This window comes from Rhizobium sp. PK7-22 (genome assembly GCF_056530405.1).
Map to the genome: position 1 here is coordinate 936849 of NZ_CP096513.1, position 23835 is coordinate 960683.

21 protein-coding genes are annotated in these 23835 nt (G+C 59.8%); 10 read left to right on the forward strand and 11 right to left on the reverse strand.

What is annotated here, in order from left to right; genetic code table 11:
• Positions 1-56: 56 nt before the first annotated feature.
• Positions 57-680: a plasmid pRiA4b ORF-3 family protein gene (locus M1E10_RS04750; RefSeq protein ID WP_499173476.1), complete on the forward strand. Its 624-nt coding sequence runs from the start codon at positions 57-59 to the stop codon at positions 678-680.
• 75 nt (positions 681-755) lie between these two features.
• Here M1E10_RS04750 and M1E10_RS04755 read toward each other — a convergent pair whose 3' ends face one another.
• Positions 756-1460, reverse strand: a complete 705-nt coding sequence (locus M1E10_RS04755; protein ID WP_499172973.1) for an SDR family oxidoreductase — start codon at positions 1458-1460, stop codon at positions 756-758.
• 421 nt (positions 1461-1881) lie between these two features.
• Between M1E10_RS04755 and M1E10_RS04760 the strand changes: the two genes are divergently transcribed.
• Positions 1882-2742 carry a nucleotide kinase domain-containing protein gene (locus M1E10_RS04760; protein WP_499172974.1) on the forward strand — a complete coding sequence of 287 codons (861 nt, stop codon included), beginning with the start codon at positions 1882-1884 and terminating at the stop codon, positions 2740-2742.
• Here the strand turns inward: M1E10_RS04760 and M1E10_RS04765 are convergent.
• The 4 genes from M1E10_RS04765 to M1E10_RS04780 form a co-directional block, all read right to left on the reverse strand.
• Positions 2726-3100: a holo-ACP synthase gene (locus M1E10_RS04765; protein ID WP_499172975.1), complete on the reverse strand. Its 375-nt coding sequence runs from the start codon at positions 3098-3100 to the stop codon at positions 2726-2728. The two genes, M1E10_RS04760 and M1E10_RS04765, sit on opposite strands and share 17 nt — an antisense overlap.
• A gap of 3 nt (positions 3101-3103) precedes the next feature.
• Positions 3104-3298, reverse strand: a complete 195-nt coding sequence (locus M1E10_RS04770; RefSeq protein ID WP_113559413.1) for a hypothetical protein — start codon at positions 3296-3298, stop codon at positions 3104-3106.
• Between the two features lies 1 nt (position 3299).
• The gene (locus tag M1E10_RS04775; RefSeq protein ID WP_499172976.1) at positions 3300-4859 is read right to left on the reverse strand and encodes a patatin-like phospholipase domain-containing protein; all 1560 of its coding nucleotides are present in this window, start codon (positions 4857-4859) and stop codon (positions 3300-3302) included.
• A 102-nt stretch (positions 4860-4961) separates the two neighbouring features.
• Positions 4962-6140, reverse strand: coding sequence for an RHE_PE00001 family protein (locus M1E10_RS04780; RefSeq protein ID WP_499172977.1), 1179 nt, complete (start codon positions 6138-6140; stop codon positions 4962-4964).
• Positions 6141-6319: 179 nt separating this feature from the next.
• On the opposite strand from M1E10_RS04780, the gene M1E10_RS04785 reads away from it, so the two are divergent.
• From M1E10_RS04785 to M1E10_RS04795, 3 genes are all read left to right on the forward strand, one after another.
• Positions 6320-6613 carry a type II toxin-antitoxin system Phd/YefM family antitoxin gene (locus M1E10_RS04785; RefSeq protein ID WP_499172978.1) on the forward strand — a complete coding sequence of 98 codons (294 nt, stop codon included), beginning with the start codon at positions 6320-6322 and terminating at the stop codon, positions 6611-6613.
• Positions 6610-6987 (forward strand): type II toxin-antitoxin system VapC family toxin, encoded by a 378-nt coding sequence (locus M1E10_RS04790; RefSeq protein WP_499172979.1) that lies wholly within the window; start codon positions 6610-6612, stop codon positions 6985-6987. The genes M1E10_RS04785 and M1E10_RS04790 overlap by 4 nt, the downstream gene beginning before the upstream one ends.
• A gap of 257 nt (positions 6988-7244) precedes the next feature.
• Positions 7245-8390, forward strand: coding sequence for a site-specific integrase (locus M1E10_RS04795; RefSeq protein ID WP_499172980.1), 1146 nt, complete (start codon positions 7245-7247; stop codon positions 8388-8390).
• A gap of 79 nt (positions 8391-8469) precedes the next feature.
• Here M1E10_RS04795 and M1E10_RS04800 read toward each other — a convergent pair whose 3' ends face one another.
• The gene (locus M1E10_RS04800) at positions 8470-8733 is read right to left on the reverse strand and encodes a hypothetical protein (RefSeq protein WP_499172981.1); all 264 of its coding nucleotides are present in this window, start codon (positions 8731-8733) and stop codon (positions 8470-8472) included.
• A 566-nt stretch (positions 8734-9299) separates the two neighbouring features.
• Between M1E10_RS04800 and M1E10_RS04805 the strand changes: the two genes are divergently transcribed.
• The 5 genes from M1E10_RS04805 (at position 9300) to repB (M1E10_RS04825) (ending at position 15075) form a co-directional block, all read left to right on the forward strand.
• The gene (locus M1E10_RS04805; protein WP_499172982.1) at positions 9300-9524 is read left to right on the forward strand and encodes a hypothetical protein; all 225 of its coding nucleotides are present in this window, start codon (positions 9300-9302) and stop codon (positions 9522-9524) included.
• Between the two features lie 266 nt (positions 9525-9790).
• Positions 9791-10705: a recombinase family protein gene (locus tag M1E10_RS04810; protein WP_499172983.1), complete on the forward strand. Its 915-nt coding sequence runs from the start codon at positions 9791-9793 to the stop codon at positions 10703-10705.
• Between the two features lie 1344 nt (positions 10706-12049).
• Positions 12050-12256 carry a hypothetical protein gene (locus tag M1E10_RS04815; RefSeq protein WP_499172984.1) on the forward strand — a complete coding sequence of 69 codons (207 nt, stop codon included), beginning with the start codon at positions 12050-12052 and terminating at the stop codon, positions 12254-12256.
• A gap of 590 nt (positions 12257-12846) precedes the next feature.
• The gene (repA, locus tag M1E10_RS04820; protein WP_499172985.1) at positions 12847-14043 is read left to right on the forward strand and encodes a plasmid partitioning protein RepA; all 1197 of its coding nucleotides are present in this window, start codon (positions 12847-12849) and stop codon (positions 14041-14043) included.
• A 3-nt stretch (positions 14044-14046) separates the two neighbouring features.
• Positions 14047-15075, forward strand: a complete 1029-nt coding sequence (gene repB, locus M1E10_RS04825; RefSeq protein WP_499172986.1) for a plasmid partitioning protein RepB — start codon at positions 14047-14049, stop codon at positions 15073-15075.
• Between the two features lie 1262 nt (positions 15076-16337).
• Here repB (M1E10_RS04825) and dinB read toward each other — a convergent pair.
• The 5 genes from dinB to repA (M1E10_RS04850) all read right to left on the reverse strand — a co-directional run bounded on the left by dinB (position 16338) and on the right by repA (M1E10_RS04850) (position 23574).
• The gene (dinB, locus tag M1E10_RS04830; protein WP_499173477.1) at positions 16338-17378 is read right to left on the reverse strand and encodes a DNA polymerase IV; all 1041 of its coding nucleotides are present in this window, start codon (positions 17376-17378) and stop codon (positions 16338-16340) included.
• Between the two features lie 56 nt (positions 17379-17434).
• A complete protein-coding gene (locus M1E10_RS04835; RefSeq protein WP_499172987.1) occupies positions 17435-19504 on the reverse strand; it encodes an ATP-dependent helicase in 2070 nt (689 codons plus the stop codon).
• A gap of 305 nt (positions 19505-19809) precedes the next feature.
• Complete coding sequence (gene repC, locus M1E10_RS04840; protein ID WP_499172988.1) at positions 19810-21081, reverse strand: plasmid replication protein RepC; 1272 nt, start codon at positions 21079-21081, stop codon at positions 19810-19812.
• 235 nt (positions 21082-21316) lie between these two features.
• Positions 21317-22375, reverse strand: coding sequence for a plasmid partitioning protein RepB (repB, locus tag M1E10_RS04845; RefSeq protein ID WP_499172989.1), 1059 nt, complete (start codon positions 22373-22375; stop codon positions 21317-21319).
• Complete coding sequence (gene repA / locus M1E10_RS04850) at positions 22363-23574, reverse strand: plasmid partitioning protein RepA (protein ID WP_499172990.1); 1212 nt, start codon at positions 23572-23574, stop codon at positions 22363-22365. The genes repB (M1E10_RS04845) and repA (M1E10_RS04850) overlap by 13 nt, the downstream gene beginning before the upstream one ends.
• Between the last annotated feature and the right edge of the window lie 261 nt (positions 23575-23835).

A 23835-nucleotide genomic window follows, 5' to 3' on the forward strand; every position in this document is an offset into this window, starting at 1 on the left:
TATGCGGCGCTTGCGATCAACTTGACGATCTTCCGCCAACCTTGTTTCATTCGGTAATGTTGAAGGCCGCAAACGCTGTGCAGATGAAGATTTCCATCGACGAGATCGAGCCAGGCATCTGGCGCCGTCTGGTCCTTCCGGCCTATTGGAACCTGGAGCATCTGCATCTCGCCATCCAGGCGGCATTCAACTGGTGGAACTATCATCTCTTTGAGTTCCGCATCGGTGGCCTGCGGTTTGGGGAAGTTGATATCCTGATGGAGGATGCGAGCGATGACGATCCTCGTGTCTTCGATCACAGAGATGTTCGCTTGCTGGATTTCGAGGAAGGCGCTGTCTTCAGCTACCACTACGATTTCGGGGATGGCTGGCGGCACACCGTCGCGATCGAGAAGTTCCTGACGATCAGTCCTAATCCCAAACACGGGACCTGTGTCGCTGGCGAGAGGGCCCGACCGCCCGAAGATGTGGGCGGCGTGTCGGGTTATGAGCAATTTCTAAAGATCATCGCCGACCCGGAAGATCCAGAATACGCCGAGACCATTCGGTGGTGCGGTGGCTACTTTAATCCCGAATGGTTCGACCTTCCCACCGTGGAAAAGGATCTGCGTAACGCTTTGCGCTCGAACGCCAAACGGCGCCTGTATCAACCAAAGCCGAAAGCCGTTCCGAAGATATGAGCAGGTGAACCGCCCTGAAGGGATCGAACCACGACCCTCCCCTGCGACGGCGAATAAGCGGGCCTCTTCACCAGATCACACCGAGCGGGTGACGCCGCCATCGACGCGGATGTTCTGGCCCGTGATGTAGGCAGCACCCTCGGAGGCAAGGAAGGCAACCGTCGCGGCGACCTCGGCACTCGTGCCATAGCGTTTCATCGGCACGCCCAGGCGGCGTTCATCCGTCGCTGCTAGGCTGTCGATCCATCCGGGCAGGACGTTGTTCATACGGATGTTGTCGGCGGCGTAGGTGTCCGCAAAGATTTTCGTGAACGATGCGAGCCCTGCCCGAGCAACGGCTGACGTCGGAAACATGGAAGACGGCTCGAAGGCCCAGGCGGTGGAAATGTTGATGATGGCGCCCGATTTCTGCTCCTGCATGATTGGTGTCACCAGCCGCGCTGGTCGCACGACGTTGAGGAAGTAGACGTCGATGCCTGTGTGCCAATCCTCATCCGTCAGTTCTAGAATCTGCTTTCGGGGACCATGGCCCGCGCTGTTCACGAGCGCATCGATACGACCCCATTTTTCTACCGTCGCATCGACTAGGCGTTTCAGGTCATCTGCTGACTGATTGGAGCCCGTGACACCGATGCCGCCAAGTTCCTGGGCCAGTGCCTCGCCCTTGCCGGACGAAGACAGGACCGCAACCTTGAAGCCATCGGCAGCAAGACGGCGGGCGCTTGCTGCACCCATGCCACTGCCACCAGCCCTTATGATTGCTACTTTCTTTTCCGTCATGTGCGTTTCCTGCTTTCTTGGCCGACGGCGCTGCACGTCCTGGTAGGAAGTCGTTTCTTACAATCCGAACGCGGCCTGGTAACTATCCGTGACCACAAGGCCATGGATAAACTTGCGGGTGAAGCCTACGGCAAGCCGGAGAAACAATACCGCCAATTGATGGGAACCGATTTGCAACCCTTTTGCCAGCAACTGCCGCTGTGCCGTAAGACGGTTCTCTTCCCACCGAGAACGGATCCGATTATCAATTTTTCAGCATGTAGAGACGAGGTCACTAAGCCGAGTCCGCCGAAGTCGCGTAGTGACGTAGTGACGTAGCGGATGTGACGTTTCATATCATGATGTACGGGGTATACGGCAGCCCAAAAGGGGTGGAGTAAGGGGTGCGGATTGGTCCCACCGCGTCACGCGCAGCACGCGAGTGATTGCTCCTTCAAACACCAACGCCTATCGAGCCGCTGATCGTGTCAGCCAATACCTGATACGCTCGGTGATCTACGACCCAAACCTCGATCAAAATCCCGACGAGATTTTCTTTCGCACGATCCTGTTCAAGATTTTCAATAAAATCGAGACCTGGGAGGTCCTGACCGAGCAACTGGGCGCGCTCACGTGGAACGCGTTCAGGCCCGCCGCGATCGATAAGGTCCTCTCCAAAGCTCAGCAGAATGGAGGCCGAATTTACTCTGCGGCCTATATCATGCCTCCCGTAAGATTGGGGCCTACTGACGGGGTGAAGCACCGCGGACATCTGGCTCTTCTTGAACTCATGATGCGGGAACGGGTTTATGAACGCATTCAGGAAACTCAAAGCCTGAAACAGGTCTACGAAATTTTGACGGCCTTTCCGTCGATAGGTCCATTCCTCGGCTATCAACTGACGATCGATCTCAACTACTCGTCGCTGATCCATCATGAAGAAAGTGACTTTGTCGTCGCCGGCCCCGGAGCTCTCGATGGCATTTCAAAGTGCTTTGTAAACACCGACAATCTGCAGCCTGCCGATATTATTGAGTTCATGACTGACCGCCAGGAACTGGAGTTCGAACGTTTAGGTCTGAACTTCAAATCTTTATTCGGCCGCCGCCTACAGCTCATCGACTGCCAGAACTTGTTTTGCGAAATCAGCAAATATTCACGGGTGTCGCATCCTGACATCCATGGGCGAGCCGGCCGCACCCGCATCAAACAGGGTTTTCGCGAGCACGGCGACGCGCCGCGACCGTTCTTCCCGCCCAAATGGAATCTCACCGTGCCGACAGGTCTCAACCTGACGCAATGACGACTGCGGCTGCAGCGTTCTGCGTATGAGTAATACTCAGAAGCCAGGACTTGATCTGCATCTCCCTAGCCCGGAGAGCGGCTTGGCCAGAAAGATAGATGGTGGGCTGACCGGCTGACGCGCGAATTTCGATCTCCGTCATAGCCGTGCCCTGCTGAAGACCACCAAGTACTTTCAAGACAGCCTCTTTGGCAGCAAAGCGTCCGGCAAGCCGGGCCATTTGGCTCGTGCTGTGCTCGGCTTCGGAGAGCTCGAATAAGGTAAATACTCGGCCTAGCACGACAATATCGTCTAGGGCATAGAGTGCGCGAAACTGCGGAAGCTCTACAAGATCGAGACCGACACCGATAAGTATCACGCGTTAACGCGCCGCACTCTTGCGCAATTCCGGGTCCGTGATCTTATCAATGGCTTCACGGCGCTCTTCTGAGGCCCTCTGAGCCTTCTGCAGGATCACTTCCATCGCCGGGCGATGTTTCTCTATTGCAGTCGAAACCTTTTCGCCGGATCTCGGTGGGCCGCTGCGAGGCGAAAAACTTGCACTTTTCCAAGCCATTTCATTCCTCCATCTCTTTGAACCGGTCTGCAAGCATACCGAAAAACTCCTTCACATCGGTTTCGATGCTGGTGATCATCGTACCAACAGTTTCGTCTTCCGGCAAATCCCGACCACCATCTATTTGCACTACGAAGCGTACAGGTCCATCACCAATGGAAATGGGTATGCACAGGACCCATTTCAAATCACTTCGTAGAGCCTTGCGGCGCAACCGATGTTCCGGAGCTGTTAAACTGAACTCCGGAGACAGAGGGGCGAGTTCGAACCAGCTATCGCCAGTCCTCCAGGCCTGCCCTGCCACCGTTCCGTCGATTGGGATCAACATCCGTTCATCGTGGTGGCTTTCATATCCGGTTGAATAGCGTAGCCGCAAAGACCGTGTGTGTCCGACGTCCGGAATTGCAATCGCCACCCGGACCTTCGGGTTGCGCTGGTCGAGTGCCGCTTCGATAACGTCGTCGACGAGCCCTTTGGTGAAGCGGCAAGCCTCGGCGTAGGTTTCAGGGGTTTGAAAGAGCCATTTGTCCAACTTGGCTGTTGCCGCCGTTTCCGCATCGAGGACCTCCTTAACGGCCCTATCGACGGACAGATCAAACTCGAGAAGATGCAAGCTTGTTGAAAGTTCGAGCCGTTCAGCTTGGCCGGCAGCACGAAGATTAAGTTCGGAAGAGCCGAACAATCCGGTTTGAATAAAGGCACCTAGCCAATTTAACCGATTAAGGATGCGCCGTTCCGTGGCTGTCTGGATCTCGACGGCGAGGGTGATGGCATCCGGATCAAGTTCACGCTCTTCATCAAACGACCAGGCAGGTAGGTTTGAGACAATCCCTCCGTCCATATGCAGGTTTTCGTCAATGATCAGCGGTTCGAATATGATCGGAAGGGAGATGGAGGCAGCGACCGCATCCGCTACCGGTACATTCGGCGTTCGCTCAGGAGAAAAAAGCTCCATCTTCCCGGTCGTCAGATTGGCGCTTACGATCTTGAGGATCGGCCGACCGTCGCGGCCAAAGTCGCCCATCCGAACGAGGCGTCCCGGTTCTGATGGGAACATTCGCTGCTGGAGAAGGATGCCGAGGGCTTCAGAAAACTCCTGCGATCTGGCGAGTCCTGACAAAAGCGACGTAGCAACGCAACCAAGAACAATAATTAGCGCAGTGAAAATAGCTGCGGCGAGATAAATTTTGCCCAGTGCCAGAAACGCGCCGACCAAGATAAGAGTGAGTGCAACGCTGGCCAGCGAGACGCATAAAATCGTCGGCAACATCGGCATGGCAGTGCGAAAAATCCAAACTTTCCACCATCCCCATCTCCCGAACAGATGCTTTGCCTGCTTGATCGAGGGCCTTATCTCGCCAAGCCGCGAGATGACGGAAGATTTGTCGAGCGGGTTCAAAAGCTCATCTGCAGAGAACCCCGAGGCCTTTAGTGTAGCAACCAGAGCTCCAGCAGATGTGCCAGAGAGCCCTCTGAAATCAACACCCTTTGCTTCCAGCGCTCTGAGAGCGCCAAGATGAATCAAGGCCTTCGCACCGCCCCCGGCAAACGCCACAAACATTCGATGGGTCAAAGGCTTCCACTGCTCGTTTATGATGTTGACCGGTTTTATCAAACAGAGGTGGAGAACGGAACTAAGAAGATAAACGCTGCCGCCTGATCATCACATAAAACCCCACGCCCGAAATCTCCCCCTGCCCGTCATCTCTCTGAGGCCTAGCTCCAAAACCATCCGCCGCGCCGCCTGCGGCGTGACGCTGAGCGTCTTGGCCACCATCCCGGCCGACACCAGCGGCCGGGCCATCACCAGTTCGACCAGCTCCGGCAGCTTTGATGAAGTCCGCCGCCCCTCCAGCTTTCTTTCCATCAGTCTTTTCGCCAGCGCCAGCCGGTCGTGCTCCTTCAGCCCGGTCTCGGCCGCCGCCATCAGGCCATGGGCGATGGCGAGCAGCCGTGTCTCCCGATCGCGATGGCGGCGCCGATCGACGGGAATGGTTTTCAGGCCGAGGTTGACCGCGGCCAAATGGGCGCCGGTGGTGATGCCGGCCTGGCGCAGGATCGAGGCGGCCAACAGCCGGCCGAGCCAGGGCGCGTGCTGCAGCACGGCAAGTTCGTTCCAGGCATCGAGGGCTAGGATGGCCCTCAGTACCGCCGGCATGTCCTGGATTTGCCGCAGCACACCCCGCCATTCTTCCAAGCGCCCGTCTTCGTCCCAATCCAGATCATAAACCAGCGGGTCCTTTTCCCCAGCCCGGGCCGAAGCGCGTTTGGCGGGGCCTGGCTTCTTTGCCTGTTCAATGGCCGCGGCGGAGCGCGCCAGGACTGCATCGATGGCGGCCAGTTCCGCATCGAAGGCAGTGGCGCCATCATGGCCGTCGTCACCGTCCTCCTCACTGCCCTCTGGCCCCTCCCCTCCTCCGTCGGCCACCTCACCCGCGGCGGCTTCATCGGCCACACCAGCGCCTGCATCTCCCAAAGATGCCACGGCCCACGGCCGGCGCAGGCCGCGCAGGCCTTCTTCCGACAAAGGCCAGCCTGGTTTCTGAGACGCGATGCGCCGGCGGGTTCGCAGAACGTCGCGGGCAATGGTGAGTTCGTGGGTGGGGGTGCGGATATCGCGGGTGGAGTCGTGGAGGACGAGGTCTTCGAGGTGGACGAGTTCGCCGTCGATCCACAGGGATGCGCAGGCGTCGGTGAAATTTTGGCGTTCGAGGAAGCCGGGTCCGACGGGCGAGCGGGCGATGCGTTCGTCGAGGCGGGCGAGTGCGCTGCTGGCGTCGGAGACGGGTTTCAGCAGGGTGTGGATGGGCAGTTTCGCGAGATCGTAAGTCATTGTTTTCATGGTAAACGATGTCTTACACGAAAGCTAGTCGTACACTAAGGTTCCCCACATGGTATAAAGAAGCCCGTGGCGGCTCGCCACCGATAAGTAACCCTTATCGGAAGTGTTACGTACGTCACGCTTGTACGCTCAGTGCAGCGGTGGTATCAATACCCTCAAAGCAAATTTCGGAGGTCCCTATGCCCCAAACAAGCTACAAGATCAGCGAAGCCCGCAAGAAATTTGCAGAAGTTCTCGAGCGCGCCAACCAGGGCGAGGAGATCGTCATCATGCGCGGAAACGAGGTTTATGCCCGTATCGGTCCCGCAGCCGGCGGCGGAAAGCGTCCTTTTGGCCTGCTGCGCCACCGTGGCCTGCCCAATGACCTGTTCGATACCACCGATGCCGAGCAGGCCGCGATCGACGCTGGCGATTGGAATGACGATACCGGCGTCTGGCAGGGCAAATCCAACAGCAACGAAAGTTCGCAATGAAAGTCCTGCTCGACAGCCATGCCGTCTACTGGTGGACGATCGGCAGTGATCGCCTGTCCACGAAGGCACGATCACTGATCGAGGACAAGGCAAACTCTATCCTCGTCAGTGCAGTCACGTTCTATGAGCTGGACAACAAGATGCGCCTGAACAAACTTGATCTCAAGCCCCAGGAACTGCGGGCAGCCGTCACAGAAAGCGGCCTGCAGACTTTGGCCATCAGCGATCTGCATGCCGAACTAGCCGCAAGCTTCGATTGGGATCACCGCGATCCGTGGGACCGCATTCTCGCCGCCCAGGCGCGGCTAGAGCATTGCGCCTTCGTCTCGACCGATCTGGCGTTCGACGCGATCTTGCATGAGCGGATCTGGTAAAGGGCCGCGGCGGTGAAGGTATTCGTAGAGATTGTCGATGCAGCGGGGCGACTTGAAGAACTGATCGACCTTGTCTTACGCGAGGATGAGGTTGTCATCTGCCGAACAGGCGAACCCGTTGCGGCAATCGTACCCCTTGTGCGGAAAGACCAGGGTACGATTGGCGACGTCTGGGCGCTGGCGGCCAGGGGGAGGCCTGCGAGCAATGACCAGACGTCGAACCACGATGAATGTTACGACGAGAACGGGTTGCCGACATGAAAAGCTCGCCGTCAGCTTCGATCGAAAACCGCACACAGACGTTGGACACGATCGCTGCGGTGCTGCCCATCGAACGCCGCGACGAGCTGGCGGAGCTGCTTACCGACCAGGATGTCGAAACGCTGCGTCACCTGGTCAACCAGGGCATGGGCGTCAACACGTTACGCGCGCTCGCCTCCGACCTCACCTATCTGCAGGCCTGGTCGCTGGCGGCCACCGGATCCTCGCTGTCGTGGCCGGCGCCGGAGGCGCTGCTCCTGAAGTTCGTCGCCCATCACCTCTGGGATCCGGAAAAACGCAGGACTGACCCGCAGCATGGCATGCCGCTTGCGGTCGAGGAGACACTTCGCGACCAGGGGCTTCTCAGGGTGGAAGGTCCGCATGCCCCCGATACCGTTCGCAGGCGACTGGCCACATGGTCGACGCTGACCAAATGGCGCGGGCTGAATGGTATGTTCGCCTCCCCTTCCCTCAAGTCGGCCATTCGACTGGCTGTACGCGCCACGCCGCGGCCACGAAAACGCAAAAGCGCAAAGGCTGTCACGGGCGAGATTTTGTCGAGACTGCTCTCGACTTGCGCAACAGATGGTCTGCGAGACGTCCGCGACCGGGCGATCCTGATGGTGGCCTTTGCCTCCGGCGGGCGCCGGCGCAGCGAGATCGCCGGGCTGCGCAAGGAACAGCTCACCGTCGAGCCACCCATCCCTGTGGACGGCGCCCGTCCCCTCCCCTCACTGTCTATCCATCTTGGCCGCACCAAAACCAGCGGCGCCGACAGTGACGAGGTCGTCTACCTGGTCGGTAGCCCGGTGGACGCGCTCAATGCCTGGCTTGCCAAGGCCAGGATCGACCGTGGCAGCGTGTTCCGAGCCATCGATCGTTGGGACAATGTTTCGAAGCGGGCGCTCGATCCCAAGGCGATCAATGACATCGTCAAGCACAGAGCGACGATGGCGGGCTTGGAAGCGGCTGACTTCTCCGCTCACGGTTTACGTTCCGGGTACCTGACGGAAGCCGCCAACCGAGGCATCCCGCTGCCTGAAGCAATGGAGCAGTCCCGTCACCGCTCGGTTCAGCAGGCCTCAAGCTATTATAACAACGCCAACAGGAAGGGCGGTCGAGCAGCCAGGTTGCTGGTATAGTGCTGAGCGGGCCGATGACGCATGCTGACGGTCGAACCGCTCACTTGGCCCGTGAACGGATTCACGCACGCCCCAGCCGCTACATAGAAGCCATGTCATCCAGAAGATTCTGTGCCAACTCACTGATCGCCACTTCCGCCTCCTCAAAGGTCCAGCCAGCCTGTTCGGCCCGTTTGGCCAGGCTGAAGAGCACCGGAGACATAGTACAGCTCGCAGCCTCTACGATGTTATCTGGCGTCAGTCCTTTCGCCAGGTCAAGAAACGCCTGCTCTAGCGCTTCCTGACAGGCGATATCCCGATCAGGATAAGGGCCTGTCGTCCGAGGCCTGCTCAACTTCGACATCTATGTTTGACCCTGTGGTGTTAATTGCAGCTGCCTTGTCTGTCAGCAGCCTCTGCCGGCGGCTTCGGGAGAAGTCACCGTATATGGCGCGTAACTCGCGTAAGGTAATATGTCCCTCTATCCACTCGTCCACCGCCGCGCGAAATCGCCCATCGGGCTCGAAGGTCCTACCATGCGCGTTTAGACGGTCGACAACCCGACTGAATATTGCGCGCCGCTCGTCGGACGTCATTTGTGCACCTCCCGGACTTAACGAAGATAGCGGAATTGCTCTTCAGTGGCAGCTAAAATGCACCTGCTCCGCTAGCCCGGTCCGGCAGATGTCGTCGTTCATGCTTCGGCCCAAAACGCCTGGGCGGGCGACGCTGTGCCGGCGACCTGTCGTCGTACCTCGTGCGATGGGCGCTTACATGCTTCGCTTCTGCTCCCTAGAGGAGGAGAACGGCGATAGCTCGCAACCATTTCGATCAGCGAACGGCTGCGAGACGCAGATAAAGAGACTGGCGCACGTACGCCGCACAAAAGCGCCGGTCTCGTTATCCGCTCACATGGTAAAGAAGGACTGTATGACTGACGAAGTAGCCACCGAAGACGTGTCGATTGCAAGCCGTACAGATTTTGCAAATTGGGCAATTGAGCGTGCCCAAGCCATCGTTGTGCAGCAAGTCGGCGACCTTGCACTTGCAGCGCGCGGCGTGAACAAGCCTGCCATAGCAGAGGCCGGAAACGCGCTCGGGCAGTCCATAACCGAGGCACTGCTTGAGGTGTTTGACGGCCTTCTCGAAGATTAGCAACAACGTCAGCCTATGCCGGTCCGGATCGACCATGACGCATTCTTCCCCTACCCGCCGGTGGTCCGCAGTCGAGTCATCAGCATTAGACCCGAATTCCCCTCGCTGGCCACTGGCGCGCGTTTGGCGGCAGTGACGCCCCATTGCTCATCCCTAATGCCGTTTCGAGTCTGGCGAGTCCCTATCTCCGTCCTAAACCACGCTTGCAACTCCCCTGTTTCCCATGCATTCTTTCCCAAGTACGTTGGGGAGACAGTCATAACGCTATGGGGGAGAAACCGACCGCCAGTCTGTCGCCAGGACATCAACGGCTCATCGGCTATGCCCGCGCCTCGTTGAACGATGGAGTGGATGGGCAGATGGAGGAGTTGCGTGCCGCCGGCTGCGACAGGGTATTCGAAGAACATGGTTCCGCAGCCTCTCGCGTCTATCCCGCCCTGAACCGCCTGCTCGGCGAGCTTGTTGCCGGCGACGTCCTCGTCGTTGTCCGCCTTGATCGTCTCGCCCGTTCCGTTCGTCATCTCCTGACCGTCATCGAGGATCTTCAAAAACGCGGTGTTCACTTCAAGTCCATCCGCGACCCGATCGACACCTCTGCGCCACAAGGCCTGTTTGCCCTTCAGGTTCTTGATGCGGTCGCACAGCTTGAACAAGCCTTGACCACTGAGCGCACCAAAGCCGGCATCAAGGCGGCAAAGACGCGCGGCAAGCTGCCAGGTAATCCCGGCCTGCGGGAACGTCGGCCGGAGGCTATCCAAGCAGTCTCAATGGCTCGTGAGAAACTCTATATCGACAAGCTCATCGCATCCGAGGCGACATGGCTGCCACTGGTGCAGCAACTGCGGCCGCGCCACAGTTGGGAGAACGTCGTGCGGGTGCTCAATCGCCGCGGCCAGGCCTGGACCGTTGAGCGTCTTCGCCGGGCCGTTCATCGTATGGTGCGTGAAAAGCGCGTCGAAGAGGAGCTTCTGGTCCGGTCGCCACGTCGCGAGCCTGGCGACCATTTGATGACACTGGTCGCGGCGATCACCGTCGCCGACCCACATCTCTCGCTTCGCGAGATCTGCACCCAACTGGAGCAGATGGGCGAACAGCCTGCGCGAGGGGCCACGAGATGGCAGCCCTCGTTGGTCCGGGCTCTCCTGGACGAGGCAATGCGTTTTGGACTGATCCCCCGCTGAGAAGCCACGCATGGCGACCAACTTCGAGGTTCCGTTCCTGCCGCTGACCTTTGAAGCGAGGACGCGCAAGAGTTCCGTCCTGACAACTCACCTCGGACAAAACCCCCAATCCGATCAAGGCGCGTCCACCCCGGATGGCTCGCAACATGTCTGCTCCTCAGCCGAGGGGCTACCGCGCCTGCGGGATCCCACTCGCGGCAATGACAGACGTGGAAGTATGCTCAGACCGGCACACATGGAGGTGTGTGACGCTGTCATCGTCGATCATCAGGTGCTTTCGCCTCGCGTGACAGGAGTTGACTTCGCTACCGACTGTTGACGGTCCCGCCTGCCGTGATCGGACGCGATAAAGGTCGCCGCCCGCCTGACCCCGCGCCAGAGTGGCCGACAACCTGATGCTCGCACGTCTAGTTGGCATGATGAGCTCGCAGCATTCTCCCAGGATGATGTCGCCACCATGAGCGTTCGGCGAACAGACCAGCGGCCGGGCCCTGCCGCCGCGCCTGAAGTGCACCTCGTTGAGGCGATCAAGCGGTCCCCTCCCCTGGCCTACCGCTAAATTCCTGTCGCTGCGGCGTGGGGCGCACCACCACCGGCGCCCTGTCCAGCCAAAGGCGGCGGGATATTTCTGACGTCCAGGACAAACCGCGTGACCAACGCCTGCCCCATAGCGATCGCCTCCGAGCCTGCGAGACCACGTGCAATCCCGGCAGATACACCAAGCCGCTGCGACCTTTCGAAGATTGCACCCTCCTTTGTCACCGCTACAACGAAACTCTCCATCTCCTGGTTTCGCGCGGGGATGCGACTGGCAAGGCACAGCTCCGCAGGCCTCCTGGCGCTTCAGGACACGGGCCACCTGGGAGGATGAGGCGAGCGGCCATATCCGCAGGCGGCATGGGTTTGGCAAGCAGCCGTACCACGCACGGTCCGTGCCGCAGACAAGTACAGCTGAAAGACGCCAAACCGATATCGGGCCAAGTGGCGGTAAAGATTGGTCAGCGGGAACGCGGGATCCTCCGGCACGCAATTGGTCCAATGGACACATTGGCAAAACAACGGGCAACGAGCCCCCCCCCCCCCCAACACCGGCAAGAAGTCAATATCTAGCCTTGCGAAACCTATCGGGAGCCCGTGACGAAAGCGGGGAAGAGAGAGGCAGGCGGATGAACGCGCGAGGCCGAAAGGCAATCGCTGCTTGGGCACCGCCGATAAGAGACGCTCGATTGCCGGGCCGCTTGACCGCAGATGTCGCCAGAGGCATAGAAACGCGCGCACGCACAACCAGATCGCGCTGAGTTACCCTAGACCAGAACTCCTTGACGAAAGGCTAAGGCGGACCCCATGGAAACCACGCCAATCGGAAACCGAACGGATTTCATCCAATGGGCCATCGAACGCTCCCGCGCCATCGTGGTTGAGCAGGGTGGCGACTTGGCACTGGCGGCACGCGACATGGACGACAGCAGAATTGCAGAGGCAGGAAATGCGTTGGGGCAAGCCGTGGTAGACGCGCTCCTGGAGGTCTACGACGGGTTACTAGAGGACTGACGCTCGCACAACCTCCCTCTGTCGCTACCCAGTTTTCGCCCTCCAGACGCCCTTCGGTCCGCCGCGGCCCTTGCGTTCGCCCCGAGAGCTGATGCAGCCGCAGCGGGATTGGGTTGACGCGCCTGAGACACGTGCCTGCGTCGCTTACGGCAACACCCGTAGCTCAGCATCTTAACTGGTAACGCCGACGGCAGGCCACACGCCGCGGCGACAACGATTTCGCCATGCGCCTCAAATGGCAATCAGCGAGAACCACGCCGCATCCCGTGGCAGCGGTCGCCATTCCAGAGGCAGGGGTTGTACATGTACAACTGGTGCCCGCTTCGAAGTTGTACATGTACAACTGCTTGCTCTCAGGCCTGCGCAACCTGTCCGCCCTCCGCATCGCCAAGGGGCAGACCCAGACGCATGAACGACCGTCAAGGAGGATTGGCAAGGGCTTTGGAAAGGCGTTGTACATGTACAACTGCAGCCGCTGGAGCCCCGATTGACGACAAATTCCTTTGCACGAATCACGTAAATCAGGTCTATTGAATCAGCGCATATCGCATCCCCCAGCTTGAAAATGCGCAGATCCCCAAGAGGACACCATGACAGTGGCACCGAAAGCCGAGTACCAGTCGCTTCGCTCGATGATATCTGCGGATGCAGCTGAATTGTCCCGACAGCTACAGGCTCATCAACTGCGCACCTACCCTCCGACCGCCCAGAAGGGGATCCGGCAATTCACGCCTGCCGAGGCGGCAGATTTCATCGGCATCCACCAGGGCTACCTCAGGCAGATCGTCGCCGACGGGATCGGTCCGGAACCGCAGGCCAACGGCCGGCGTCTTTATTCCGCCCAGGACATCGAAGCTCTGCGACAGCACCTCGATGAGGGAGGGAAGGGGCCGCGCAAATATATCCGTCACCGGCGGGAGGGAGAAAAGCTTCAGGTCGTGTCGGTGATGAACTTCAAGGGCGGCTCGGGCAAGACGACGACGTCAGCTCATCTCGCTCAGTATCTGGCATTGCGCGGCTACCGCGTCCTGGCGATCGATCTCGACCCGCAGGCCTCTCTCTCGGCTCTGTTCGGCCATCAGCCGGAACTGGATGTCGGCGAAAACGAAACCATCTACGGCGCGATCCGCTACGACGGCGACCGCCGCGACATCACCGAAGTCGTGCGCGCCACCTATACCCCCAATCTCCACATCATCCCGGGCAATCTGGAGCTCATGGAGTTCGAGCACGAGACGCCGAAGGCCCTGTCGAAGCGCACAGACAACAATTCGATGTTCTTTGCCCGCATCGGTCTTTGCCTTGAGGACATCGAAAGTGCCTATGATATCGTCGTCATCGATTGCCCGCCACAGCTTGGCTTTCTGACCCTTTCAGCACTCTGCGCCGCCACCGCCGTGCTGATCACGGTCCATCCGCAGATGCTCGATGTGATGTCCATGAGCCAGTTCTTGCATATGACCGGCGATCTTCTCGATGTCGTGGAACAGGCCGGCGGCACCATGGACTATGACTGGATGCGCTACCTGATCACCCGGTTTGAACCCAACGACGGCCCGCAGTCGCAGATGGCTGGCTTCATGCGCTCCATCTTCGGCAACCGCGTTCTCGACAACACGATGCTGAAGTCGACGGCGATCTCGGATGCGGGGCTGACCAAGCAGACCATGTATGAAGTCGACAGAAGCCAATTCACCCGTGGCACCTACGACCGCGCGCTGGAATCGCTAACGGCGGTCAACGGAGAGATCGAAGACCTCATCAAGCAAACCTGGGGGCGCAAGTAAGACATGGCACGCAAGAATGTTTTCGGAGTGGACGTCGAGCCGGCGGCAAAGCAGGAGGCAACGGAGCATGCGCTGCCGCCTTTGAGGCCTCTGGCCTCGCTCGAGCGGCCGTTGAAGCGGGCAGGTCCTGTCGGCGCTCTGTCGAGCTCGCTGGGCGGAATGTCGGAGAAAGCCAATCGCGCCGACGAACTTGAACGGCAGCTGGCGCTTGGACAGGCTATCGTCGAGCTCGACCCGGAGCTGATTGACAGCTCCTTCGTCGTCGACCGGCTGTCAATCGTACCGGCTGACCTTTCCGTACTGGCCGAGCAGATCCGCGACAACGGCCAGCAGGTGCCGATCCTCGTGCGCCCACATCCAGATCAGCCGGGCCGCTACCAGGTGGCCTATGGCCACAGGCGCCTGGCTGCCGTGCGCCTGCTGGACCGGAAGGTGAGGGCGGTTGTCCGCGATCTCAGCGACGAGCAGCTGGTGGTCAGCCAGGGCCAGGAAAACAACGCGCGCACCGATCTTTCCTTCATCGAGCGATCCTATTTCGCGTTTCGCCTCGAGCAGCGGGGGTTCGGCCGCGAGATCATCATGTCAGCCATCGGCGTTGACAAGGCGGCGCTGTCGCGGATGATCTCGCTTGTGGAAAGCTTGCCCGCGCCGCTGATCGAGTTCATCGGCGCCGCGCCCAGCTATGGCCGGACCCGCTGGGCGGAACTTGCCGAACTTCTCCAGGATCCCGCCAAAAAAGCCAAGGCGCTGGACACAGTCGCAACCTCTTTCTTTGCAGATCTCGCCTCTGACGACCGCTTCCAGGCGGTCTACGACCTTATCCGGCACATGAAGTCAAAGCCGCGGGCGCAAATCTGGCAAACGCCGGATGGGGCCAAGGCCGTGCGCATCACCGAGACCGAGGACAAACTCAATCTGGCATTCAACAAGATGGCCGCCGGAAATTTCGGGGCGTTTGTCGAGGCAAGACTTGAGGCGCTTTATCAGGAGTACAGCCAGGCCGCACCTAGCCGCACGTCATCCAACCGATGATGGCTGACGGCGACAGCGGGGTGCTGTTGCCAGGCCGGCGCGGCCGTTGAATGGACGTCGGCCCCACGCCTGAAAGCAATCCGTCTGCGCCAGCCATTGATAATCGATCTAGAGCTCTTCGCCTCTGCAGCGCGACGGCGCGCGCAATTGCACAGGAGGGCAGGGGCAGGGAACTTCAGCCGCAGGACACTCCAAAGGCCCGATTTCACTGTCTGTACGGCTGACCAGGCCCAGCGCAGGACCCTCCCTGGTGCCAGTGCACGCCAGCCCTCACTCCTTGGCAGCATCTGGATAAGGTTTATCATTTATTAACGCGCAGATCTGCCATCCGACTTCACACCGCTCCCTAATCGCAGTCCTGCCTGTCTAGCGACGCTGGAACTGACAGTTACAGTCCCGGAGTCAGCGGCGGCAAGCCGGACGGGAACTTGCCACAGGGCCAAGCGCCAGATCGCGCGGCATCTAGCACGCGTCGTATTCCGCTTCAAAAGCGTCTGGAACGCGCGATGGAGGTCCCACGCCTGCACAGCGCATCGCGACCACGCCGCAGCCGATCAACGCCGATCACCGTCACGAACGAAATGCCCCATCCCCGCGGGGAAACCTGTGCAGCAGGATGGGTTTGCACCCCGTGTGTGCCACCAGGTGCCATACCAGATCCTCTCGCATGGGAACTGCTGATCTTCTGATCATGGCCACGCAACCACGATCCGCGGGTGTGATCAGGCGGATTCCACCCGCATTTCCTAGCAGGGCACATCGAAGATCGACAGCAGGACCATGCTGGACGAACGGGTGCGGAGCATCTGCTGGGGCAGGGGGAGCTGGGGCAGGGGGAGTTGCTGCATCCCGTCTCGAGAGGTCGCATGGCACAATCGTTAGCCCTTTCCTCCCTCCACGACGTGGAGAAGGTGGTCGATCCCCTCACGTCCGAAGGACAGGCCAATGATCTGAGGGGTGCGAGGAAACGAAAGCAGTCGCCGAGCATGAACGAGAGCCCGCCGTCTTCGACGAAACCGCGACGGGCACCGAGGCCGGATCCATGCCGGTAGGAAAGACGGTCTTACTCCCCGGACGCCTCCGTCGCCTGATGATGCATGGGGTGAAGGTGACGGCCGGCCCACTCCGCGGCGGGGAGGGGGCCGCTTGGAACAGCCATTGTCGGCGAACATCTGGTGATGGTTGCCGAGGCGATATGCTCTTACCCTTTGCGACCGCCAACGGTCGTCCCCGCCGGCCTTGTCTGATCAACCACAGTGGGTCTACAGATCCAGCCGGAACTGAGCATCATGCGTCGCGCACGCAGTCATCAAAGACGAGAGGCTGACGCCAAGCAAGCGCACGCCTTTCGACGCCGGAAATTCCTGCCCCAGTATCACCTGGCAGATCCCCGCCAGCTCGTCGGCCGAAGCGATTGGCAAGGGCATCGAGCGGCTTCGGGTGACCTGGCGGAAATCGGCGTATTTGATCTTAACCGTCACTGTGCGCCCGCTCAATCCATTGCTCCGGCAATAGCTCCAGACCTTGTCGACCAGCGGCGCTAGATTTTCCAGCGCCTGCGAGAGCTGGTCGATATCGCTCGAAAACGTATCCTCCGCCCCAACAGACTTGCGGATACGGTCGGGCTTTACCGGCCGCATGTCGATGCCCCTGGCGATGCCGTAGAAGTATGGTCCGGCCTTGCCAAAATGCTGCTTCAGGAGTGCAAGCGGCTTCGCCTTCAGGTCAGCGCCGGTTTCAATTCCCAGGCGAAGCATTTTCTGCGCCGTCGCGGGCCCCACACCATGGAACGCCTTTACCGGCAGCGCCTCGACGAAGGCCGGGCCGTGTCTAGGCGGAATGACGAACAAGCCGTCCGGCTTACGCTGGTCGCTTGCGATCTTTGCAAGGAACTTATTGTATGAGACCCCGGCTGAAGCCGTCAGCCCGGTTGCGGATCTGATCTTGCTGCGTATCTCGTCGGCGATTTCCGTCGCAACGTCCATGCCTTTGAGGTTCTCGCTGACGTCAAGATAGGCCTCGTCGAGAGACAGGGGCTCGATAAGAGGCGTGTATTCGGCGAAGATCTGCCGGATCTGCTGCGAGATCGCCTTGTAGACATCAAAGCGCGGCTTGACGAAAATGAGCTCGGGGCATCGGCGTTTTGCTGTTACCGATGCCATGGCAGAATGGACCCCGAAACGTCTCGCCTCATAGCTGGCTGCAGCAACGACGCCGCGCGCCTCACCACCGCCGACTGCCACCGGCCTACCGCGCAGGTCAGGATTGTCGCGCTGCTCAACAGAGGCGTAAAAGGCATCCATGTCGACATGGATGATCTTGCGGACCCGCTCCAAGGCCTCCTCCCGCTCAACCACTGTCACTTCCACATGGAACGCATTTGGGCACCCACATCAATCCTCACGTGACGGGCACTGCGCTCGCCAGCGCTGGCACTGACCAGCGGCCAGGCGACCGTCTCGAAGAACTGCAGGAGTGTTGCGGGGATGAAGCGGGTGCGTGAGGCATAGACGTGGCGATCGCCCTGACTGTTTTGCCCCCCGGTGAAGAAACGCTGTGGCGTGAGAAGCGTCAGACTGTCCCGTGCTCTCGTCATTCCGACATAGAGTAGGCGCCTTTCCTCTTCGATCTCTGCCGTCGTCCCGGTGGCAAGATCGGAAGGAATGCAGCCGTCAACGCAGTTGAGCATGAACACCGACCGCCACTCCTGACCCTTGGCCGAATGGATGGTCGACAGGATCAGATAGTCCTCGTCGAGCAGCGGGACGCCAGCCTGATCGCTCGTGGCATCGGGCGGATCAAGCGTCAGCTCGGTGAGGAACCGCTCCCGGCTGGAATAGCCGCCGGCGATATGCTCCAGCTGCAGCAAGTCGGCCTTGCGGGTGTCGGCGTCTTCGTGAATCCTATCCAGGTGCGGCTCGTACCAGTCACGCGCCAAGGCGATCTCGCCCGGCCAGCCCGCCTCCGCCTTGCGCAGCGTTGCAAGCAGCGTCACCAAGTGGGGCCAACTTTCGCCGCTCCTCGGCGGTGGCTGCATTTCCGCAAGGCTCATGAGAGGTTCTGGATCCGCGGCCATGGTGTCGAGGATCCTGCCAGCGGTTTGCGGGCCAACGCCCGGGAGCATCTGCAGCAGGCGGAAACCGGCCACGCGGTCCCTCGGGTTTTGGGCAAAGCGAAGCACCGCCAGCAGATCCTTGACGTGGGCGGAGTCGAGGAACTTCAGTCCGCCGAACTTAACGAAGGGGACATTGCGGCGCGTCAGCTCCACCTCGAGGCTGCCGCTGTGGCTGGAAGAGCGGAACAAAACCGCCTGGTTCTTAAGAGCGACTCCAAGCTCCCGATTGGCCAGCACCTGCTCGACGACATAGGAGGCCTGGTCCGCTTCGTCCCTCACGCTGACCAGCAGCGGCCGCTGCTCGGAGGCGCGCTCGGTCCACAGGTTCTTGGTAAAGCGCTCCCGCGCTAGATCAATCACACCGTTGGCCGCAGCCAGGATCGGCTGGGTCGAGCGATAATTCCTGTCGAGCGTCACCACATCGGCGGGGCGCGGCGAAAATTCATGAGGGAAGTCTAGGATATTGCGGATCGTCGCGGCTCGAAACGAGTAGATCGATTGCGCGTCGTCGCCCACGACAGTCAGGCCGCGCCCTCCAGGCTTGAGCGAGAACAGGATCGACGCCTGCAGGCGGTTGGTGTCCTGATACTCGTCGACTAGGACATGGTCGAAACGGCTGCCGACATCATCGGCCAATTCCGGGTCGGACACCATCTGCGCCCAGTACAGCAGGAGATCGTCGTAATCGAGGACGTTCTGGGCCTGCTTTGCCTCGACGTATCCCGCAAACAATGCCTTCAATTCAGGTTCCCAGTTGATCGCCCAGGGATAAGAGGACTTTAGAACCTCCAGAAGCAGTCCCTGCGAGTTGACGACACGCGAGTAGATCGCAAGACAGGTATTCTTGGTCGGGAAGCGGCTTTCGGTCTTCGACAGTCCCAGTTCATGCCGCACCAGGTTCATCAGGTCTGCGGCATCTTCGCGGTCATGGATGCTGAAGTCGGCGTTAAGGCCGATCTGCTGGCAATACATCCGCAACAGCCGCGCCCCGATCCCATGGAAGGTCCCGGTCCAGGTCAGCGCTTCGACCATCGGCGCGGCTTTGTCCCCAAGCACCTGCCGGCAGATCCTCTGGACGCGGCGTGCCATCTCTGCGGCTGCCCGGCGCGAAAAGGTCATCAACAAGATGCGTCGCGGGTCGGCGCCGTTGACGATGAGGTGTGCAACGCGATGGGCCAGTGTGTTCGTCTTGCCGGAGCCTGCACCGGCAATGATCAGCAGGGGTCCACCGATAGCTCCCCCTGGCAGGCCAACGCCGTGTTCGACCGCCTGCCTCTGACGATCATTCAGTTTATCAAGGTATGTGGCGGCCATCCGTTACTCACTTTCAGGATCACAGGCAGGTCCAGTCCGCTCGAACAAAGATAGAACATAGCGAACTTGCCGCCTTGTGGGAAGCCACACGCCGAGCGGGCCGTTTGCCTCGATCCCTTCCGGCCTCCTGCGAAGCCGGTGCTCACTCTTGCCCTACGCTTTCGATCAAGAGACACGACACATACCCCGGTCTCGTGCTCGCCGGGCGGTCGAGGGGCGGAAGCGTCTCAAGTCACCGGCTTGCCTTGCGGTGACGATGGAAACGGGAACGCCATCCCGCCCCAGACCCGGAAGGGTAACAGCTGTTACTTTTCCGCCGCTCCATACCGCGTGTCGGCCAGTCCGAACAGACTGCGCTCGAGGTTCAGCTTGCCATCGATCGCCCGGTCGATCATGGCCCGGAAGTAGCCGCCGGGCCGGGTGATCTGCTCCGGATCACGGATTGCCTTTTCCACCACCGTCGCAAGGATCGCGGCAGCTGCATAGAGGCCAACCTTCTGCTGGCCGTCCGCCCAGCCCGCTTCCGACAGGCCGATCATCCTGCGCAGCATCTCGCCGGCGCGGCCAAGGGCGGTCCAGCTATCAAACTGTTGAGCGATCATTGACTGCGCCTCGGGGCAGGCGGCCTGGATCAAGCCAACCGAAACGGATGCAAGAACCTCATTTTGAATGGCGTTCGCATCGCGGTCCTGGCCACCAGTTGGAGCTTGCCGTCGACCCTCGGCTTCGCCAGGCTTTTCCTCGAAAGCCGTTTCGGCCGCGGAGCGGCCGTTCTTCCGGTTGGTGTCCCGCTCGTCAGAGCGGGTCCGTTGTTCTTGCTTACTTTCAGAAGATGGTTTGGGGGTTGTATTAATATTAGAGGTGACGCCGATGTCACCCTCGCCTGACATTTCAAACGGCACATGTTCGGGAGCTAGCCGATTGATGGTCCGCTGGTGCAGATCCCTGACCCGTTCGGCCCGCTCAAAAAGAGAAGCTCCGCTCGCGGCAATCGCTTCGAGCTCCGACTTTGCTGTTGCTGCTTCGTCGGGATAGGTGCTGCAGACGTCCTCAATCGCCCGCGACAGACGCGCAATGTCCCGCTTGGCCGCCAGTTCCGCAGTCAGGCGTCTGTGGTATTGATCAACCGCCTGCTTCAGCTCATCAACCCGCACCCGCGCGGGCGTGAAATCGATACCGTAGCCGGCGACGACTTCACCCGCTCCATTGCGATAGATGAACCGGCGTCCTGTCGAGCTGTCGCGGTAGGCCGCAATTCCTGCCTCGACCAAGCGGCGCAGGCATCGGATCACAGTGCGCTCAGAGCGCATCGTGTACTCGGCAAGCTTGGCGTTGGAGATTGCCACGACCGGCCGGCCGGGGCCCTTCCAGTCCTCCGCTCGCGAGAGACCAAGCAGGATGTCCATGACGTGATAGGTCGTTCCGTCGATGCCAAGAACGGGGGCGGCCTTCTTCAAGAGCAGCGCCATTTCCGACTTGTTGGTGTCGGGAACATCATTGGCCATGGCCAGGCGGGCGCTGGCGGCAATGGCAGGGGTGACGCGCCGAAAAGACGCAACGGACGATGTTTCAGTCATAGCTTTCCCCGCTGCAGATCCGAAGACCGCAGTCCGAAATCGTGAATCTCAGGAAGCCACAGGATCGCGAGGCGCAAAAAATCGGTCTCCGCAAGTTACAGAGACTTGATTCATCCGCTCGTCCGTCTTAGAATCAGTTTGTTACAGCTGAAGTTGACGGTGCTCGTGTTCCGTTGGCTAGTGGTTCAAGGGCCTCCCGATTGCAGTCGGTGGGCCCTTTTCCATTTTCCGGCGACTAGGTCATCGCAGAATTCCTTTTCTGCTCTTTGTGAAACTCCTCGACAAGTTCGGGCAGCCGTTGCAGCAGCCAGTCCGAAAGCCCAGGAAGGCGGTTGTCGGGGATGGAAATACGCGTGGCGGTCTCGGTTCGCCTGGCAAGCAGGATCACACCGTCGGCGACCTCCACGTCAAAACTCTCCTGTGTATTCCGGACCGACGGATCGAAGGCCTGCATGACCAGCGCAAACCGTTGGTCGCTTGTCCCCTCCGACCACACGGATGACGCCCTTACCTCGGCGAGCCCTTGTTTCTGGCTGCCGCTCAGGCTCCGGTTGTGGATTAGCGATCCCAGCCTTTCCCACTTTGGCCGACCAACGGACGGCGCAGGTCCAATCAGGCGGATGAGATCCTCGGGGATCAGTGCCGCCGTGTTCGTAAGGATCGATATATAGGCGAGCCTTTGTCCCTCCTTGCGGCCCAGCGCATCGGAGATCAGTTCGCGGGAGTATCGCCGCTCCTTGAGCTTCAAGGCGAATAGTGCCTGCTCGATGAAGGAGAGGTTGAGACGCTCGGAATTTTCAATCCCTTGCGAAACGACCAGTTCTTCATCGGTCATTTCCCGTACGATCGCCTTGACAGGCCTGTTCAAGACCTGGCAGGCGCGCAGCCGACGGTGACCGTAGGCGGCCTGATAATGACCGGGCTTTCCTGCTATCGGCCGTACAAGGATCGGCAGCTTTTGCCCAGCATCCTTGATGCCATCGACAAAGGCACGGAAGGTCTCATTGCCCTCGATGTCCAGCCGGTCGTTGACGAATGACGGCACGATCCGATCCGGATCCAGCTCGATGATCGATTCCGCTGCTAGCAGTTGATCATGGAGACGCTTGTTCTCCTCCTCAATGGAGACAAAGGCACGGTCCATCGACTTGACCGCCGCCGAGCCAATACGGCGCTTCTCCTGCTCGTCGGGAGAAGGAGCATTGTGTTTTGCCAGCACGTCTGGATCGGCGCCGGCAAACAGGCTTTTCATGCGCAGGCTGCGTTCTTGTGGATTTGTCATCACCTGCCCCACACGTCTTTGATGTGAAGGAAAATTTCGCGGTTGACGGAATCGACGGATTCCAGCGCTCGACTGAGCGTATCGCGCCTGACGCTTCCCCGCGACAGCTCGTAGAGGCTCTTCTTCTCAAGCCCGGCACTTGCGATTGCCGTCGTTTCAACGACAGCCGGCGCCAGCACATCCTCGCGGAACAAGGAGCGCAGCAGGGTCACCACGTTCACCTGGGGTCCATCGTTGGGGTTGTGTCGTGTAATGACATAGCGAATGAAGTCGTGGCTGAGGGTGCCTCCGCGCTCGTCGATGACCGCCATGAGATCGCTCATCATGGCCAGGAACTGGTTCATGCTGGCCACATCGATCATCGCCGGATGGATTGTGATCAAGAGCCCTGTCGCAGCATACAGAGCGCCGAGCGTCAGGTAGCCGAGTTGCGGTGGTGCATCGATCAGGACAACGTCGTAGTCTGCCTCGACGTCATGGATGACGGCGGAAAGCCGGCGGAAGAAAATCTCGTCGCCCCGGCCGTATCCTTCTGCAATCGCACGCGGCGTTTCGTGCTCATACTCCATGAGCTCCAGGTTTGCCGGGATCAGGTCGATTCCATCGAAATAGGTTTTGCGGATAACGTCTCGAACGGAGCGCCTGCTCTCATCGTAGCGAATGGCTGCGTAGACGGTCTCGTTTTCATCCACATCAAACTCTGGCTGGTAGCCGAACATGGCAGAGAGCGATGCTTGAGGGTCAAGATCGATAGCAAGAACACGAAGGCCTTGGACTGCAAGGTAGTGTGCCAGATGCAGCGTCGTGGTGGTTTTGGCCGAGCCGCCTTTGAAATTGGCAACGGCGATGACCTGCAGCTTTTCCCCGCTCTGCCGTCGCGGAAAAAATTGCATTGCCTCGGCCGGACGCTTGCGCGCCAGGTGCTCTCGAATTTGGTTCACCTGGGAGAGGGTATACATGCGTCGGCCGTTGTCGCGTCGGTCCGGTATGGCGCTTTCTCCGTCCAACGACATCTGCCGCAAGGTCGACTCCGCAATGCCCAGCAAGGCTGCCACTTCCCGTGAGGTGAATGTTTTCAGAGTCTTGGCAGCCGCAGGTTCATAGAGCCGCTCGCGGATCGACTGCAGCTGTGCAGACAACAACTGCGATTGCCGACGGATTTTTTCCGCCGACGATTCTACAGGTTGACTATGCCGCTGCTTCGCTCTCATTTCGCCTCGACGGTTTTTGCGTGATCGTCAGTGATATTCCGTCGAGGGAGGGTTACCTGATTCCGACCATTCGTCAAACACGGCTTCTTGAAGTCAACAACATATGGATCCTCACGACCAGGCCCAAGATCGTCTGGTCGAACGAATTCCACATTCTATCAAGGACTTAGCCGAAGTGGTGGAGCAGGGAGGAGCTTCTGCGTCCAGTTGTTGCCACTCCAGGCGGAGCACCACTGCTCGTGTGTGCCCGCGGCGCGACTC

Excerpts from the sequence above, each read along its gene's own strand:
- M1E10_RS04750 (WP_499173476.1), top strand. The coding sequence starts at position 57 with ATGTTGAAGGCCGCAAACGCTGTGCAGATGAAGATTTCCATCGACGAG.
- M1E10_RS04755 (WP_499172973.1), bottom strand. The coding sequence starts at position 1,460 with ATGACGGAAAAGAAAGTAGCAATCATAAGGGCTGGTGGCAGTGGCATG.
- M1E10_RS04770 (WP_113559413.1), bottom strand. The coding sequence starts at position 3,298 with ATGGCTTGGAAAAGTGCAAGTTTTTCGCCTCGCAGCGGCCCACCGAGA.
- M1E10_RS04775 (WP_499172976.1), bottom strand. The coding sequence starts at position 4,859 with ATGTTTGTGGCGTTTGCCGGGGGCGGTGCGAAGGCCTTGATTCATCTT.
- M1E10_RS04780 (WP_499172977.1), bottom strand. The coding sequence starts at position 6,140 with ATGAAAACAATGACTTACGATCTCGCGAAACTGCCCATCCACACCCTG.
- M1E10_RS04785 (WP_499172978.1), top strand. The coding sequence starts at position 6,320 with ATGCCCCAAACAAGCTACAAGATCAGCGAAGCCCGCAAGAAATTTGCA.
- M1E10_RS04790 (WP_499172979.1), top strand. The coding sequence starts at position 6,610 with ATGAAAGTCCTGCTCGACAGCCATGCCGTCTACTGGTGGACGATCGGC.
- M1E10_RS04795 (WP_499172980.1), top strand. The coding sequence starts at position 7,245 with ATGAAAAGCTCGCCGTCAGCTTCGATCGAAAACCGCACACAGACGTTG.
- M1E10_RS04800 (WP_499172981.1), bottom strand. The coding sequence starts at position 8,733 with ATGTCGAAGTTGAGCAGGCCTCGGACGACAGGCCCTTATCCTGATCGG.
- M1E10_RS04805 (WP_499172982.1), top strand. The coding sequence starts at position 9,300 with ATGACTGACGAAGTAGCCACCGAAGACGTGTCGATTGCAAGCCGTACA.
- M1E10_RS04810 (WP_499172983.1), top strand. The coding sequence starts at position 9,791 with ATGGGGGAGAAACCGACCGCCAGTCTGTCGCCAGGACATCAACGGCTC.
- M1E10_RS04815 (WP_499172984.1), top strand. The coding sequence starts at position 12,050 with ATGGAAACCACGCCAATCGGAAACCGAACGGATTTCATCCAATGGGCC.
- repA (WP_499172985.1), top strand. The coding sequence starts at position 12,847 with ATGACAGTGGCACCGAAAGCCGAGTACCAGTCGCTTCGCTCGATGATA.
- repB (WP_499172986.1), top strand. The coding sequence starts at position 14,047 with ATGGCACGCAAGAATGTTTTCGGAGTGGACGTCGAGCCGGCGGCAAAG.
- dinB (WP_499173477.1), bottom strand. The coding sequence starts at position 17,378 with ATGGATGCCTTTTACGCCTCTGTTGAGCAGCGCGACAATCCTGACCTG.
- M1E10_RS04835 (WP_499172987.1), bottom strand. The coding sequence starts at position 19,504 with ATGGCCGCCACATACCTTGATAAACTGAATGATCGTCAGAGGCAGGCG.
- repC (WP_499172988.1), bottom strand. The coding sequence starts at position 21,081 with ATGACTGAAACATCGTCCGTTGCGTCTTTTCGGCGCGTCACCCCTGCC.
- repA (WP_499172990.1), bottom strand. The coding sequence starts at position 23,574 with ATGAGAGCGAAGCAGCGGCATAGTCAACCTGTAGAATCGTCGGCGGAA.